This is a genomic window from Pseudomonas tensinigenes, from assembly GCF_014268445.2.
Taxonomy (GTDB): domain Bacteria; phylum Pseudomonadota; class Gammaproteobacteria; order Pseudomonadales; family Pseudomonadaceae; genus Aquipseudomonas; species Aquipseudomonas tensinigenes.
The window spans coordinates 6222979-6238471 of the sequence record NZ_CP077089.1 but is presented as its reverse complement, the minus strand read 5'-3'; the positions used below and the strand labels follow the sequence as shown (position 1 = coordinate 6238471).

Here is a 15493-nt window from a genome sequence, read left to right as displayed (position 1 = left end):
TCGCGGATTATAGCGACGGTTTCTCGGCTGTGCTATCCGAATAATCCGATACGGTTACACGAAGAAACGTCGCGGCGAATTCTTCTGGCGGCAGCGGCAGGCTGACGATGTAGCCCTGGATCTGTTCGCAGCCTTCGGCGGCGAGAAATTGTTGTTGCGCCTGGGTTTCCACACCTTCGGCGATGACGGTGAATTGCATGCTCCGGCCCAGCGCGATAATGGCCCGGACAATGGCCGCGTCGTGGGGATCGTCGGGCAGTCCACGAACGAATGACTGGTCGATCTTGAGGATATCCAGCGGCAGGCGTTTGAGGTAACTGAGCGAAGAATATCCGGTACCGAAGTCGTCGATCGCCAGTTGTACGCCGAGATGTTTGAGCTGGTGCAGCACGGCCAGCGCCTCTTCGGCCTGACTCATGATGAAATTCTCGGTAATTTCCAGTTGCAGTAAATCCGGCTGCAGGCCGTTGTCGTTGAGCAGTTGTTCGATGCGTCCGAGTAGATTCGGCTGACGCAGTTGCGCGCCGGCGAGGTTCACCGACAGAGGGCCGAGGCTGTCGTAGACCTGATTCCATTCGAACATTTGCCGGCACGCTGTCTCGAGCACCCAGTCACCGATCTGCAGGATCATGCCGTTCTCTTCGGCCAGCGGAATGAAATGCTCTGGCGGCACGTCGCCGAAGGTCGGATGGCGCCAGCGGATCAGCGCTTCGGCACCGACCAGGCTGTGATCCTCCAGACTGATTTTCGGCTGGTAGTAGAGAAACAGTTCATCGCGCTCGATGGCCCGGCGCAGTTCGTGTTCCAGCGCGATGCGCTCGCTGGCCTGGGCGGTGAGGTCGCGGGTATAGCTCTCGACACGGTTGCGGCCCTTGGCCTTGGAGCGGTACATCGCCGCGTCGGCGTTTTTCACCAGTGTGGCGACGTCGCAACCGTCCCGCGGATAGAGGCTGGTGCCGATGCTGGCGCTGATGAAGAACTCATGCTCGCCGGCCTGGAACGGCGCACCGAAACAATTGAGCAGTTTGGTGGCGATGTTGTCGGCGTCGCTGGCCTGTTGCAGGCCGGGCAGCAGGATGATGAATTCGTCACCGCCCAGACGCGCCACGGTATCGATGTCGCGTAGTTGTTCCTTCAGGCGTACGGCGATGCCCTTGAGCAGCAGGTCGCCGACCGGGTGACCGAGGCTGTCGTTGATGTGTTTGAAGCGGTCGAGATCGAGAAACAGCACGGCGCCCTGACCGCCGTTTTCCTGCTGACTGTTCAGTGCCATCAGCAAGCGGTTTTCGAACAGCGTGCGGTTTGGCAGGCCGGTGAGCGGGTCGTGGTGTGCCTGATAGTCGAGTTTGGCTTGCGCATGCTTGAGACTGGAGATGTCGGCAAATACCGCGACAAAGTGAGTAATGAACTTGTCGCGGTTGCGTACGGCACTGATGGTCAGCCAGCTCGGGTACAACTCGCCGTTCTTGCGCCGGTTGGAGATCTCGCCTTGCCAGTGACCTTCGTCGGTCAACTGGTGCCACATGGCCGCGTAAAAGGCGCTGTCGTGCAGGCCGGAGGCGAGCAGGCGCGGCGTATGCCCGAGCGCTTCGCTTTCGCTGTAGCCGGTGATCTCGGTAAAGGCACGGTTGACCGCGCTGATGTGCTGTTGGGTGTCGGTGATCAACACGCCCTCAGCGGTGCTTTCGAACACGGTGGCGGCCTGTTGCAGTTTTTCCTGCATCAGATGGCGCTCGGTGATGTCGCGGGCGATGGTCAGCATGCAGTCTTCTTCACCGATCGGCAGCGGACGGCTGGAGACTTCGCAGAGGCGAATCTGCCCGTCACTGCGGCGAATATGACAGGTGAAGTCACGCACAAAGCCGTCGCGGTGCAACAGGTCGAGCATCTGTTTGCGCTCGTTGAGATTGACCCATATCCCCAGGTCCAGTGCCGAGCGATCCACCGACATGGCGCTATTGAAACCGGTGATTCGGCTGAAACCTTCGTTGACCTCCAGCAGCAGGCCATCGCTCTGGCGCGACAATAACAAACCGTCCGGCGAGGCATGGAAGGCCTTGGCGAACTTCTCTTCGGAGGTTTGCAGTTGCTGCTGGGTTTCCTTGAGCTGGGTGATGTCACGTACAACGACCACCAGGGCTGGCGTGGTGTCCAGATCGAACGGCTCGGCGGAAATCAGGCCAGTGAACAATTGGCCGTTGTTGCGGCGAAAGGGCATCTCCAGGTTGCGAATACTGCCCGCCTGCAAACGTTGCAGAAGTCCCGGACCGACGCCGGGAATCCCCCAGATATTCAGGTCGGTCGCCGTTTGGCCAAGGACTTCCTCGGCTTTCAGCCCGATCTGTTCTTCAAACGCTTCGTTGACCTCCAGCAGGCAACCGTCGGACAGCCGTGCAATCACCAGAATGTCCGGGCATTGCTGGAAAACCGAAGCGAATTTTTGCTCCGAGAGCTGCAGTGCTTCTTCAGTGCGCTTGATTTCGCTGATGTCGATCATCAGGCCGCGCATCACCGGCTCATGACCATGTTCGATCAGGCTGACGATGTCGCGCACCCACAAGCAGCGACCATCGGCGGTGATCACCCGATAGTCGACGATGTGATCACGGCCCTCGCGCAGGGCCTCCTTGCAGTAGCTCTGCGTACGGGTCAGATCGGCCGGGTGAATGATGTTGTGCCAGAAGCCGGGGATCAGCCAGTGCGATTGTGGATAGCCGAGCAAGTCTTCGGCGTGGGGCGAGACATAGCTGTAGGTGAAGTCGCTCATCCGCGCTTCCCAGGCGATGGCCGACAGGCTCTCGACCAGGCCGCGATAGTGATATTCGCTGCTGCGCAGTTCCTGTTCGAGGTCGATGCGACGGGCGATTTCCGAACTCAGACGACGGTTGATGCGGATCACCACGGCGAGGATCGTCACCAGCAGCAACAGTCCTGGCAATCCGTAGATCAACAAATCTGACCAGAATGTCCGATGATCAAGGACGTTGCCGACCCAGTGCTCCTGAATGCTGCTGATTTCATCAGGGCTCATGTCCGCGAGCACTTTGTCGAGAATCCCCACCAGCACCTTGTTGTCGCGGGGCACGGCCATTGCCAGTTGGTAGCGATACGGGGTTTCGCCACTGACGTACAGGCCGTCGAGCTTGAGCTGGCGCAGGCTCCAGACACTCGAAGCGAGGTCGCCGACCACGGCGTCCACTTCGTCGGTCGCCAACGCCTGCAGCGCCGAACTGACATTGGGCATGGCCACCAGATTCAGATCGGGGTGGTGGGTGCGCAGCAGTTCGTGGGGCGCATAGTTTTCCACCACGGCGATTTTCAAACCGTACAGGTCGTCGAGCTTGCGCGGTTGCGCGCCGCCAATGTGGGCAAGGATGACAATCGGGAAATCAAGATAAGGGCGGGTGAACGACAGGTAGGTCTGGCGCTCAGGGGTGGACATGATGCCGGGGAGAAGATCGATTTTGCCCGATTTGACCTGCTCCAGCACCACCGTCCAGCTCACTGGCTCAATGGGGGTCAACTTGATTGCCAGGCGTTGGCGAATCACATCGATATAGTCGGCAGCCAGGCCCTGATAGCGGCTCTGATCGTCGCGAAACTCAAAGGGCGGCCACGATGCATCGACACCCAGGCGCAAGTCCGGGTGAGCCGCCAGCCAGCTACGTTCTTCATCGGTCAGAGTCAGCGCGTCAGCCGTTGCGGTCCAGATCATCAGTGGCAGCAAAAAAAGCACGGACGCCAATCTGGGCATAACGCTCTCGTTATGGCTCGGGGATGATTGTTTCGAGTGTAGACGGGGTATGCGGGGGAGGGGCGTTGCGAAGGATTTAATCTGCCATATAAACAAAACCCCCGGCCTGGGCCGGGGGTTCTGGTATCACTCGTCGAGGAAGGAGCGCAAATGCTCGCTTCGCGTCGGGTGGCGCAGCTTGCGCAGCGCCTTGGCTTCGATCTGACGGATCCGCTCACGCGTTACGTCAAACTGTTTGCCCACTTCTTCGAGTGTGTGGTCGGTGTTCATGTCGATACCGAAACGCATGCGCAGTACTTTGGCTTCACGGGCAGTGAGGCCGGACAGCACTTCGCGAGTCGCTTCTTTCAGGCTCTCAACAGTGGCGACATCGATTGGCGACTGCATGGTCGAGTCTTCGATGAAGTCACCCAGATGGGAGTCTTCGTCATCACCGATCGGCGTTTCCATGGAGATCGGTTCTTTAGCGATCTTCAATACCTTGCGGATTTTATCCTCAGGCATTTCCATGCGTTCGCCCAGCTCTTCCGGAGTCGGTTCGCGACCCATTTCCTGCAACATCTGCCGGGAAATACGGTTGAGCTTGTTGATTGTCTCGATCATGTGCACCGGAATACGGATGGTGCGGGCCTGGTCGGCGATCGAGCGAGTGATCGCCTGACGGATCCACCAGGTGGCATAAGTCGAGAACTTGTAACCACGACGGTATTCGAACTTGTCTACCGCTTTCATCAGGCCGATGTTGCCTTCCTGGATCAGATCGAGGAATTGCAGACCGCGGTTGGTGTACTTCTTGGCGATCGAGATCACCAGACGCAAGTTGGCTTCAACCATCTCTTTCTTCGCGCGGCGGGCCTTGGCCTCACCGATCGACATGCGACGGTTGATGTCCTTGATTTCGGCGATGGTCAGACCGGTTTCGGTTTCCAGCGCGATCAGTTTCTGCTGGCAACGAATGATGTCCGGCTGCACGCGACCAATGGCCTCGGCGTACTTGCTCTTGCCTTTGGCCAGGGCGTCGGACCAGCTTTCGTCGACTTCGTTGCTCGGGAACTGACGCAGGAAATCGGCGCGTGGCATACGTGCATCACGTACACACAGTTGCATGATCGCGCGCTCTTGCTGACGCAGACGATCCAGGGCACCGCGAACACGCTCGACCAGGCCTTCGAATTGCTTCGGTACCAGTTTGATCGGCATGAACAGCTCGGCCAGTGCCAGCAACTCGGCAATCGCTGCCTTGTTGCTGCGACCGTGCTTTTTCAGGGCCTTGCGAGTGACTTCCATCTGATCAGCCACGGCGCCAAAGCGCTGGGCAGCGATGACCGGATCCGGGCCACTTTCGGCTTCTTCTTCGTCATCGGAAGATTCGGCTTCATCGTCGTCGGTGTCGTCGTCGGCTTTCGCCACTTTCGCTTCGACAGGCGGCGGCACTTCGGCAGGCGGCGCAATGCCGTCGTCCGGGTCGATGTAACCGCTCAGGACGTCGGACAGGCGACCACCTTCGGTGGTGACGCGGGTGTACTCGGAGAGAATGTGGTCAACCGTGCCAGGGAAGTGCGCGATTGCGCTCATCACTTCACGGATGCCCTCTTCGATACGCTTGGCGATTTCGATTTCGCCTTCACGAGTCAGAAGCTCGACCGTACCCATTTCACGCATGTACATGCGCACTGGGTCAGTGGTGCGACCGATATCGGTCTCCACCGCTGCCAACGCAGCGGCTGCTTCTTCCGCAGCGGCCTCGTCGGTATCGGCGTCGGCCAACATAAGGGCGTCCGCATCCGGAGCACTCTCGTGTACGGGGATCCCCATGTCGTTAATCATGCGGATGATGTCTTCCACCTGCTCTGGATCTGAAATATCCTCGGGCAGGTGGTCGTTGACCTCGGCGTAAGTCAGATACTTCTGCTCACGACCCAGTTTGATCAACTCAATAATACGAGACTGCTGTTGCGCTTTTCCGGACATAACACCCTATCCACTGAAGGTCTTGGCGGGCAAAAAACAAGCCGAGGATTATACCTGAGCTATGACCTCACGCGCCAGTTGAGGTCGGGTTTGATGCGGAAACATTGCGACTTAATAGGTCGCGCAGTTGGTTTTTCTCTTCAATGCTCAGTTCGCTTTGACGCGCTTTCCTGAGCAACTGTTCCAGATTTCGCTCGCGTTGGCGGGCTGACAAGCTAGTAATGGTGTCGAAAAACTGTTGTTCAAGGTTATCTCCGTCAATCAGCCACTCCTTTTCTGCCAGTGCCTTGAGCAGGCGACCCTGTTCAGTGCCGTGCCATCGCGCGATCAACTGAAATGAGTTTAGCTTGGGATTCTTCTGTACGGCTTCGAGCAACGCCACAAGCAACTGGGCGTTGGTCTGATTTTCGTCCGCAATGTGTCCGGCGTCCTCAACGCGCTCGGCCAATTGCGGGTGATGCAGCAAGGTGCGCAGGGCGGTCAGGGTCGGCGATTCGACGCCGATCGGCGTGCGCGGGCGTTGTTGGTCACGATCGCCGCCGCGTTTGCCGTTCTTGTCCCAGGGCTTCTTGTCCCACTTCTTGCCGCCCGCGCCGGGTTTTTTCGGCGTCCATTCCTGCTGCGGCACATACAGGTCCTGTGCCTGCGGCTGATGGTAGTCGCTGTAGTCCGGCATCGCGTCGTAATCGATGCCCGGATCGTAGGCGGGCGGCGCTTCCTGCGGCGCATTTTGTGCGAGCTGGCTGACAGTTTCGCTGCTCAGGCCGGTGATTTCGGTCAGGCGCTGGCGCATCAGAATGCGCAGGTTGGCGCCCGGCACTTTGTCGATCAACGGTGCGGCAAGGGTGGCCATATGGGCCTTGCCTTCGAGCGAACGTGGATCGGCTTCTTCAGTCAGTTGCTGGAAAAAATAGTCCGCCAGCGGTTGAGCATGCTGATTGATCCGTGCTTTGAACGCGTCAGTGCCTTCGGCGCGCACCAGAGTGTCCGGGTCTTCGCCTTCGGGCAGAAACAAAAATCGCGCCCGGCGCCCATCCTGCAGGCTCGACAGCGTTGCTTCCAAAGCTCGCCATGCGGCGTTACGGCCGGCCTGGTCGCCGTCGAAACAGAACAATACGTTCGGTACGACGCGGAACAGGCGTTTCAAGTGTTCTTCGCTGGTCGCGGTGCCCAGTGTCGCGACGGCATTCTTCAGGCCTTGCTGGGCGAGGGCGATGACGTCCATATACCCTTCGACGACAATGATTTCGTCGAGGTTGCGGTTGTTCTTGCGCGCTTCATAAAGGCCGTAGAGCTCCTGGCCTTTATGGAAGACCGGGGTTTCCGGTGAGTTCAGGTATTTCGGCTTGTCGTCGCCGAGAACGCGGCCGCCGAAAGCGATGATCCGCCCACGCGTGTCGCGGATTGGGAACATTACGCGATCGCGGAAGCGGTCATAGCGTTTGCCGGTTTCGGCGTTCTCGATCAGCAGGCCGGCGTCGATCATGGCTTTTTGCTGAAGCGTGTCGCTGCTCAAGTGTTTGAACAGGTTGTCCCAGCCCGGCGGCGCGAAACCGAGGCCGAAATCGCGGGCGATTTCGCCGGTCAGGCCGCGGCCCTTGAGGTAATCCACGGCAGCCTTGCGGGCGGGATGGCTCTTGAGCGCCTGCTTGTAGAAGTCAGCGGCAGCGGTGAGCAGCGGGTAGAGCGGCGAATCGGTCGGTTGCCGTGGCTTGCGCTCGCGGCCGCTTTCTTCGCGGGGAATTTCCATGCCGGCGGCTTTGGCCAGATCCTCGACGGCCTGGGGGAAGTCCAGGTTGTCGTGATCCATGAGAAAGCCGAGGGCATTGCCGCCGGCGCCGCAGCCGAAGCAATAATAAAACTGCTTGTCGGGGCTGACGCTGAAGGACGGGGTTTTCTCTTTGTGAAACGGGCAACAGGCGGTGTAGTTCTTGCCGGCCTTCTTCAATTGCACGCGCGAACTGACCACGTCGACGATGTCGGTGCGGTTCAGCAGGTCGTCAATGAAGCTCTGGGGAATCAGCCCGGCCATGGCGTACTCGTCGTCTGCGCTGTAATAAGTCCGATGCGAAATGCTGCCGAACGCGGGTCATTGTTTGAAGCGCGCAAAATATGCGGCTCGACCGGTGTCGTCTGCGTAATCGCTGTCGGGAAGTGTATCTGCCGAAAATCCACTGACGTTAGTACTCATCAGCCTTCGACTATTTGAAAGTGTTGCGCTGAATCCGCTGGCGGCCGGTAAAGGGCCTCGGATAGCTCAATAAAGCGGGCACGCATGCAGGTGCCTTGGGCTGATCGTCGTAAGAGGAATCAGTGGGTGTGCTCGTCAGTAGCCTTGAAAGGCTCGTCAGAAAAGACGTGCACCGCTGGCAAAAGAGCCAGGTCTGACGCGTGAAGCAGATTTGTCTCGGTCGCGTGTGCGGCTTCGACGGTGAAGCATCAAGCGTTTTACGCAAATGCCATTAGCCCGGCTGAGAGCCGGGCTTAGGCAAGAAGCTTGCTACGAACGTCTGTGTATTAGTACAGACGAACGGCGCGGCGCTGTTCGCGCTGAACTTTCTTGGCGTGACGCTTAACAGCGGCTGCTGCTTTGCGCTTACGCTCAGAAGTTGGCTTCTCGTAAAATTCGCGGCTACGAACTTCAGCCAGTACACCGGCTTTTTCGCAGGAGCGCTTGAAACGACGCAGAGCTACGTCGAAGGGTTCGTTCTCTTTAACTTTGACGGCTGGCATCCAGAGCTACCTTCATTCATTACCGGGGTCAACATCCTCGCGGCAAAAGAGCACTTGAAGACGTCGGTTTTTAAGGGTTGCGGATGTTAACCCCTCATCGCTCGGAATGCAAAGCCTCTGATCGAAAACCGCTGGTCGGGGCATCGCGCGGCGACTATTATGCGCGCCTTCGAATTCAGCCTAAACAAGGCGCAAACCCATGCTAGTACTGGGATTAGAAACCTCCTGCGACGAAACCGGCGTCGCATTATATGACAGTGAACGCGGCCTGCTGGCCGACGCGCTGTTCAGCCAGATCGACCTGCACCGGGCCTATGGCGGTGTAGTGCCGGAGCTAGCCTCGCGTGATCACGTCAAACGCATGCTGCCCTTGATTCGTCAGGTGTTGGCCGAGGCGGACTGCGTGTCGACCGAGATCGATGCGATCGCCTATACCGCGGGTCCTGGCCTGGTTGGCGCGCTGTTGGTCGGTGCTTCCTGCGCTCAGGCGCTGGCGTTTGCCTGGGGCATTCCAGCGCTCGGCGTGCACCACATGGAAGGGCATTTGCTCGCACCGATGCTGGAGCCAAAACCGCCGGAATTCCCGTTCGTCGCTTTGTTGGTTTCGGGCGGTCATACGCAGCTGGTTCAGGTCGATGGTATCGGCCAATACGCCTTGCTCGGCGAGACACTCGACGACGCTGCGGGCGAAGCATTCGACAAAACCGCGAAGATGATGGGCCTGAATTATCCGGGCGGGCCGGAAATTGCCAAGTTGGCGGAGAAGGGCGTTGCAGGACGTTTCACCTTTCCGCGTCCGATGTGCGATCGCCCGGGTCTGCAATTCAGCTTCAGTGGTCTGAAAACCTCTGCGCTCAACGCTTGGCAGCAGTGCGTCAGCGCCGGGGACGACAACGAGCAAGCCCGTTGCGACATCGCGCTGGCGTTCCAGCAGGCCGTGGTGGAGACTTTGACCATCAAGTGCAAGCGTGCCCTGAAACAGGCCGGCATGAAGCGTCTGGTGATCGCTGGCGGCGTCAGTGCCAACAAGGCCTTGCGCGTTTCGCTGGAAAAGATGCTCGGCGATATGAAGGGTGATGTGTTCTACGCCCGTCCCGAGTTCTGCACCGACAACGGCGCGATGATCGCGTTTGCCGGTTGCCAGCGCTTGCAGGCCGGTCAGCAGGAAAGTCTGGCAATCAGCGTGCAGGCGCGCTGGCCAATGGAGCAATTGTCGCCGTTGTGATGAGAGGCGCTCATGGGCGCTATTTAAAAATGCCGTTCGCGCCCGGCAAACAGGTCGCGTAGATTGCCGCGGTGGCGCCAGACGATCAGCAGTGTCAGCGCGCTCATTGGCAACAGCGCCTCCGGTTCCTGCCAGGCCAGCAACGGCAGGGTCAGCGGCGTGGCAATCAGCGCGGCCAGCGAGCTGGTACGGGTCAGGTAGAACGTCAGCAGCCAGGCGCACACGGCCAACAGCGCAGCGGGCGGATACAGGCCCAGCAGCATCCCGGCAGCGGTGGCGACACCTTTGCCGCCACGGAAGCGGAAATACAGCGGGAACAGGTGACCGATCACGGCGCACACGCCGATCCACGCCTGATCCTGCAGCGAAAGGCCGACAGCCGAGGCGATCAGCACCGGCACAAGGCCTTTGCACAGATCACCCAGCAGGGTCAGGATCGCCAGTTTGCGACCGGCCAGGCGCAGCATGTTGGTGGCACCGGCATTGCCCGAGCCACTCATTCGCGGATCCGGATTTCCGGTCAGGCGGCTGAGCAAAATGGCGAAGGACAGCGAGCCGAGCAGGTAGGCGAAAGTCGCCAGTAACCAAAACATGCTAACTATTCCGGGCGAGGACGCCCTGATTCTAACGGCGCATTGCGCCCTTGTCGTGCAGCGGAGAGAAGTGCTTGGACAGAGTGTTTATCGAGGGCCTGGAAGTCGACACCGTCATTGGTGCCTACGACTGGGAGCGCGGCATCCGACAGTGCTTGCGACTTGATCTGAGCTTCGCCTGGGACAATCGCCCGGCCGCCACCGGTGACGACCTGACCCTGGCGCTCGACTACGCTAGCGTTTCCACGCGGATTCAGGCTTTTGCCGAGCAGGCGCAGTTTCAATTGGTCGAGACCTTTGCCGAGCGTCTGGTCGAAGTGCTGATGGATGAATTCAAGATCACGTGGGTGCGTCTGAAGTTGACCAAGCCTGGCGCTGTACCGGCCGCGAAGGGCGGTGTGGGTGTGGAGATCGAGCGCGGATGTCGCTGACTCAGGTCTACCTCGGGCTCGGTAGCAATATCGAGCGCGAAACCCATTTGCGTGCCGGACTCGACGCTTTGGCGACATTTCTGGTGGATATCCGCTGTTCGGCGGTGTTCGAGAGCGCGCCAGTGGGGATCAAGAGCGGGCCGTTCTTCAACTTTGTGGTGTCGGCGTATACCGATCTGCCGTTGATGGAGCTGGATCGGCGCTTGAAATTCATTGAGGCGGATAACGGCCGTTACGCGCCGGATCGCAAGGGTTTGCCGCTGGATATCGATGTGCTGCTGTATGGTGATCTGGCGGGGAATTTCGACGGGCTGGTTCTGCCGCGTGCCGAGATTCTGAAAAATGCCTTTGTGCTGTGGCCGTTGTCGCTGATTGCGCCGGATCGCGTGCATCCGGGTGTGGGAAAAAGCTTCGCGACTTTGTGGGCTGAAGCGCAGATTGATCAGGTATTGGCGCCAGTAGCGTTCGAGTGGCGCGGGCAGCAGCTCACGCCGTCGAATCTTTAAAGCAAAAGATCGCAGCCTTCGGCAGCTCCTACAGGAAAACACTTAATCCCATGTAGGAGCTGCCGCAGGCTGCGATCTTTTGATCTTGATTCAGGCGTTCTCTTTGTAAGACTTCAAAGCCTTTAGCCGCTCACGCTTTAGCGCCTCACCCAGCTCCGGCCCCTTGAATCCCTTCTCCAGCAACGGTTGCACCGCGACTTCCCGCGCAACCTTGGCAGCGCCGCGCAAATAATCCGCCTGTGGATAACTTCTCTGTTCCAGCCCTTTGCGGCCTCGGGCGTCCATTTCGCATGCGACGATAAACTCCTCAAACCGCTGCGGTCGACGATACACATCAAAACTCTGCAACAACTCCAGCAACGTTGAAGCCTTCAACTCCAGCGCCCGGTGGCCATGGGTGTGGTACTTGCCAACCAATAGCGCCAACTCCTGGCAATCCTTCGGCGCCTTGAAGCGTTCGTTTACGGCTTTGATCAGTTTCAGTCCGGTGTGCTCATGAGCGATATGCCGTGGCCACTCTTCTTCCGGTGTGAGGCCTTTGCCGAGGTCATGCAGCAGGCAGGCCCAACGTACCGTCAGCGGTTGTTTATGCAGCGCCGACTGCTCGAGCACGCTGAGTGTGTGGACGCCAGTGTCGATTTCCGGATGATGCGCTGCCGGTTGCGGCACGCCAAACAGCGCGTCGACCTCTGGCATCAGTACCTTGAGCGCTCCACAGTCGCGAAGCACTTGGATAAATACCTGCGGCTGATCTTCCATCAAGGCGCGGGAGATTTCTTTCCAGCTGCGTTCTGCGGTCAACGCCTCCAGTTCGCCGGACTCGCTGAGCTGCCGCATTAATTCCAGCGTCTCTGGCGCGACCGTGAAACCGAGTTCGGCATAGCGCGCGGCGAAACGGGCAACGCGCAATACTCGGAGGGGATCTTCGGCAAACGCCGGTGATACGTGGCGCAGGATGCGAGCATCGAGATCGCGCTGGCCATGGTACGGATCGGTCAGATTCTGCTGATCGTCTTCCGCCATGGCGTTGATGGTCAGATCGCGGCGGATCAGGTCTTCTTCAAGCGTGACTTCGGGGCTGGCGTGAAAGGTGAAGCCACCATAACCGCGCCCGCTTTTGCGCTCGGTGCGGGCGAGGGCATATTCCTCGCCGCTTTTTGGGTGAAGAAACACCGGGAAATCCGCACCGACCGGACGATAGCCCAGGGCGAGCATTTCTTCTGTGGTGGCACCGACCACCACCCAATCAATGTCCGTGACCGGTTTGCCCAGCAAGCGATCACGGACCGCGCCGCCAACCTTGAAAATCTGCATAAAAAACCTCCGTTAGCCCGACAGGATAACCCTTGCGCCGGACTTTCGGAGGCCAGAACCGTTTCAAAGATGAATGACTGCGAGGTCGAGCCGACCGTAATCCCCTTCGCTGTGTTCACTGCGTGGCGGAACGTGATGGGTTTTCATGATCTGGTCGCCTTGCAGGGTTTCCAGGTGAATGTCGAAGCCCCACAGGCGATGCAAGTGTTTGAGCACTTCTTCGGTGGAATCGCCCAATGGTTTGCGGTCGTGCTGTTGGTGACGCAAGGTCAGTGAGCGGTCGCCGCGCCGATCAATGCTGTAGATCTGCACGTTCGGCTCGCGGTTGCCGAGGTTGTACTGCGCAGCAAGGGTTTCGCGGATGATCCGGTAGCCGGGTTCGTCATGAATCGCAGGCACCAACAAGTCCTCCTTCTGATCGTCATCCATGATGCTGAACAGTTTCAGATCGCGGATCACTTTCGGTGACAGGTACTGCAGGATAAAGCTCTCATCCTTGAAGCTGCTCATGGCGAACTTGATGGTCGACAGCCAGTCGGTCCCGGCGATTTCCGGGAACCAGTGACGATCTTCTTCGGTAGGCTCTTCACACATGCGCCGGATGTCCCGATACATGGCGAAGCCCAGCGCGTAGGGGTTGATGCCGTTGTAGTAGGGGCTGTCGAAACCCGGTTGAAACACCACGCTGGTGTGCGAGGTGAGGAATTCCATCATGAACCCGTCGGTGACCAGCCCTTCGTCGTACAGGTCGTTCATCAGTGTGTAGTGCCAGAATGTCGCCCAGCCTTCGTTCATTACCTGGGTCTGGCGCTGTGGATAGAAATACTGAGCGATCTTGCGCACGATCCGCACGATCTCGCGCTGCCATGGTTCGAGCAGCGGCGCGTGTTTCTCGATGAAGTACAGGATGTTTTCCTGTGGCTCGGCCGGGAAGCGCGCGTTGTCCCTGTCGCTGTACTTGTCCGCGCCTTTGGGAATGGTGCGCCACAGATCGTTGATCTGCTTTTGCAGGTGCTCTTCGCGATCCTTCTGCCGCCGGCGCTCCTCCTCGGCGGAAATCGGATACGGACGCTTGTAGCGATCGACGCCGTAGTTCATCAGGGCATGGCAGGAGTCGAGCAAGTCTTCCACCGCATCAATGCCGTGGCGCTCTTCGCACTGCATGATGTACTGCTTGGCGAACACCAGGTAATCGATGATCGAGCTGGCATCGGTCCAGGTGCGGAACAGGTAGTTGCCCTTGAAAAAGCTGTTGTGGCCGTAGCATGCATGCGCCACCACCAGCGCCTGCATGCAGATGGTGTTTTCTTCCATCAGATAGGCAATGCACGGGTCGGAGTTGATCACGATTTCGTAGGCCAGACCCATCTGTCCACGGCTGTAGGACTTTTCGGTGCTGAGGAAGTGTTTACCGTAGGACCAGTGGTGGTAACCCAGCGGCATGCCGACCGAGGCATAGGCGTCCATCATCTGCTCGGCGGTGATCACTTCGATCTGGTTGGGGTAGGTATCCAGCGCATAGCGAGCCGCGATACGGGCGATTTCGCGGTCGTAGGTCTGGATCAGCTCGAACGTCCATTCGGAGCCGGTGGAAATGGGTTGGCGCTTCTGCTCTTTGGCGGTCATGTCACTAACCTGCGCTGGAAGAGTTCACGGAAGACCGGATAAATATCCCCGGCCGAGACCAGTTGCTGCTGGGCAAAAGTGTCAGAAAAGGCTTCGGCGATGCGTTCGTACTCGTACCACAAAGCCTGATGTTCGCGCGGGGTGATCTCCACATAAGTGTAGTACTGCACAAATGGCATGATCTGGTTGATCAGGATGTCGCGGCAGATTGGCGAGTCGTCGTTCCAGTTGTCGCCGTCGGAAGCCTGCGCCGCGTAGATGTTCCACTCGTTGCTCGGGTAACGCTCGGCCATGATCTCCTGCATCAGTTTCAGGGCGCTGGAAACGATGGTGCCGCCGGTTTCCCGCGAGTAGAAAAACTCCTCTTCATCGACTTCCCGGGCACTGGTGTGGTGACGGATGAACACGACGTCGATCTTGTCGTAATTCCTTTTCAGGAACAGGTACAAGAGGATGAAAAAGCGTTTGGCGATGTCCTTGGTCGCCTGGGTCATGGAGCCGGAAACGTCCATCAGGCAGAACATGACGGCTTTCGAACTGGGGTTTGGCTGTTTGATCAGCAGGTTGTATTTCAAGTCGAAGGTGTCGAGGAACGGCACGCGATGGATGCGCGCGCTGAGTTTTTCGATTTCCGCCTCGAGTTCCTGAATATCGCCGAAGTTGTCCGGCTCTTCGCGTCTCAGACGCTCAAGTTCTTCTTTGACTTCGCGCAGTTTTGCCCGACTGCTGCCAGACAGGGCAATGCGTCGCGCATGAGCCGAGCGCAGCGTGCGGATGATGTTGATGCGTGACGGGTTACCTTCGTTACTGATCCCGGCACGAACGGTCTTGAAGGTGTCGGTGCCGCTGAGGTTGCGCTTGACCAGGTTCGGCAGCTCAAGGTCTTCGAACATGAATTCGAGAAATTCTTCCTGGGTGATCTGGAAGACAAACTCGTCCATACCCTCGCCGGAATTGCCGGCCTTGCCCGGGCCGCGTCCGCCGCCACCTCCCGGCGGGCGGGCGATGTGTTCGCCAGCGGTGAATTCCTTGTTGCCAGGATGAACCACGGTCTGCTTGCCGCCGCGACCATGGTGAAGCACCGGTTCGTCGATGTCGCGACCGGGAATGCTGATCTGTTCGCCGTGCTCCATATCGGTAATGGAACGCCGGCTGACCGCCTCTTCGACAGCCTTTTTGATGTGGTCACGATAACGCCGCAGGAAACGCTGGCGGTTCACCGTGCTCTTGTTCTTGCCATTCAGACGTCGGTCGATCACATAACTCATAGGAAGCCCTCCGGGCAGCTTCAAGTTGTGAGCCTCAAGCTGCAAGTAAAAGCAGGTTCCCGGGCATCAGTG

At 58.7% G+C, this 15493-nt stretch carries 11 protein-coding genes; 3 read left to right on the top strand and 8 right to left on the bottom strand.

The window, feature by feature from the left end:
- Positions 1-7: 7 nt before the first annotated feature.
- From HU718_RS27780 to rpsU, 4 genes are all read right to left on the bottom strand, one after another.
- A complete protein-coding gene (locus HU718_RS27780) occupies positions 8-3754 on the bottom strand; it encodes a bifunctional diguanylate cyclase/phosphodiesterase (protein WP_186616309.1) in 3747 nt (1248 codons plus the stop codon).
- Between the two features lie 126 nt (positions 3755-3880).
- Positions 3881-5725 carry an RNA polymerase sigma factor RpoD gene (gene rpoD, locus HU718_RS27775; RefSeq protein ID WP_095122598.1) on the bottom strand — a complete coding sequence of 615 codons (1845 nt, stop codon included), beginning with the start codon at positions 5723-5725 and terminating at the stop codon, positions 3881-3883.
- A 67-nt stretch (positions 5726-5792) separates the two neighbouring features.
- Positions 5793-7757 (bottom strand): DNA primase, encoded by a 1965-nt coding sequence (gene dnaG / locus HU718_RS27770; protein WP_102900131.1) that lies wholly within the window; start codon positions 7755-7757, stop codon positions 5793-5795.
- Positions 7758-8242: 485 nt separating this feature from the next.
- Entirely contained in the window at positions 8243-8458 is a 216-nt protein-coding gene (gene rpsU / locus HU718_RS27765) for a 30S ribosomal protein S21 (RefSeq protein WP_002551877.1), read from the bottom strand.
- A 199-nt stretch (positions 8459-8657) separates the two neighbouring features.
- Between rpsU and tsaD the strand changes: the two genes are divergently transcribed.
- Positions 8658-9683, top strand: coding sequence for a tRNA (adenosine(37)-N6)-threonylcarbamoyltransferase complex transferase subunit TsaD (tsaD, locus tag HU718_RS27760; RefSeq protein WP_186616308.1), 1026 nt, complete (start codon positions 8658-8660; stop codon positions 9681-9683).
- Between the two features lie 23 nt (positions 9684-9706).
- Here the strand turns inward: tsaD and plsY are convergent, their stop codons facing one another.
- A complete protein-coding gene (gene plsY / locus HU718_RS27755; RefSeq protein ID WP_038363312.1) occupies positions 9707-10276 on the bottom strand; it encodes a glycerol-3-phosphate 1-O-acyltransferase PlsY in 570 nt (189 codons plus the stop codon).
- Between the two features lie 74 nt (positions 10277-10350).
- On the opposite strand from plsY, the gene folB reads away from it, so the two are divergent.
- Together folB and folK are read left to right on the top strand one after the other, a co-directional pair.
- On the top strand, positions 10351-10707 hold the full coding sequence (gene folB, locus HU718_RS27750; protein WP_186616307.1) for a dihydroneopterin aldolase: 357 nt from the start codon (positions 10351-10353) through the stop codon (positions 10705-10707).
- Positions 10698-11213 (top strand): 2-amino-4-hydroxy-6-hydroxymethyldihydropteridine diphosphokinase, encoded by a 516-nt coding sequence (gene folK / locus HU718_RS27745; protein ID WP_186616306.1) that lies wholly within the window; start codon positions 10698-10700, stop codon positions 11211-11213. Before folB ends, folK begins: the two co-directional genes overlap by 10 nt.
- Positions 11214-11303: 90 nt before the next feature.
- Here folK and HU718_RS27740 read toward each other — a convergent pair whose 3' ends face one another.
- The 3 genes from HU718_RS27740 to HU718_RS27730 all read right to left on the bottom strand — a co-directional run bounded on the left by HU718_RS27740 (position 11304) and on the right by HU718_RS27730 (position 15421).
- A complete protein-coding gene (locus HU718_RS27740) occupies positions 11304-12527 on the bottom strand; it encodes a multifunctional CCA addition/repair protein (RefSeq protein ID WP_186616305.1) in 1224 nt (407 codons plus the stop codon).
- Positions 12528-12590: 63 nt separating this feature from the next.
- Positions 12591-14153 (bottom strand): SpoVR family protein, encoded by a 1563-nt coding sequence (locus HU718_RS27735; RefSeq protein WP_186616304.1) that lies wholly within the window; start codon positions 14151-14153, stop codon positions 12591-12593.
- On the bottom strand, positions 14150-15421 hold the full coding sequence (locus HU718_RS27730) for a YeaH/YhbH family protein (RefSeq protein WP_007910114.1): 1272 nt from the start codon (positions 15419-15421) through the stop codon (positions 14150-14152). The genes HU718_RS27735 and HU718_RS27730 overlap by 4 nt, the downstream gene beginning before the upstream one ends.
- Positions 15422-15493 lie beyond the last annotated feature (72 nt).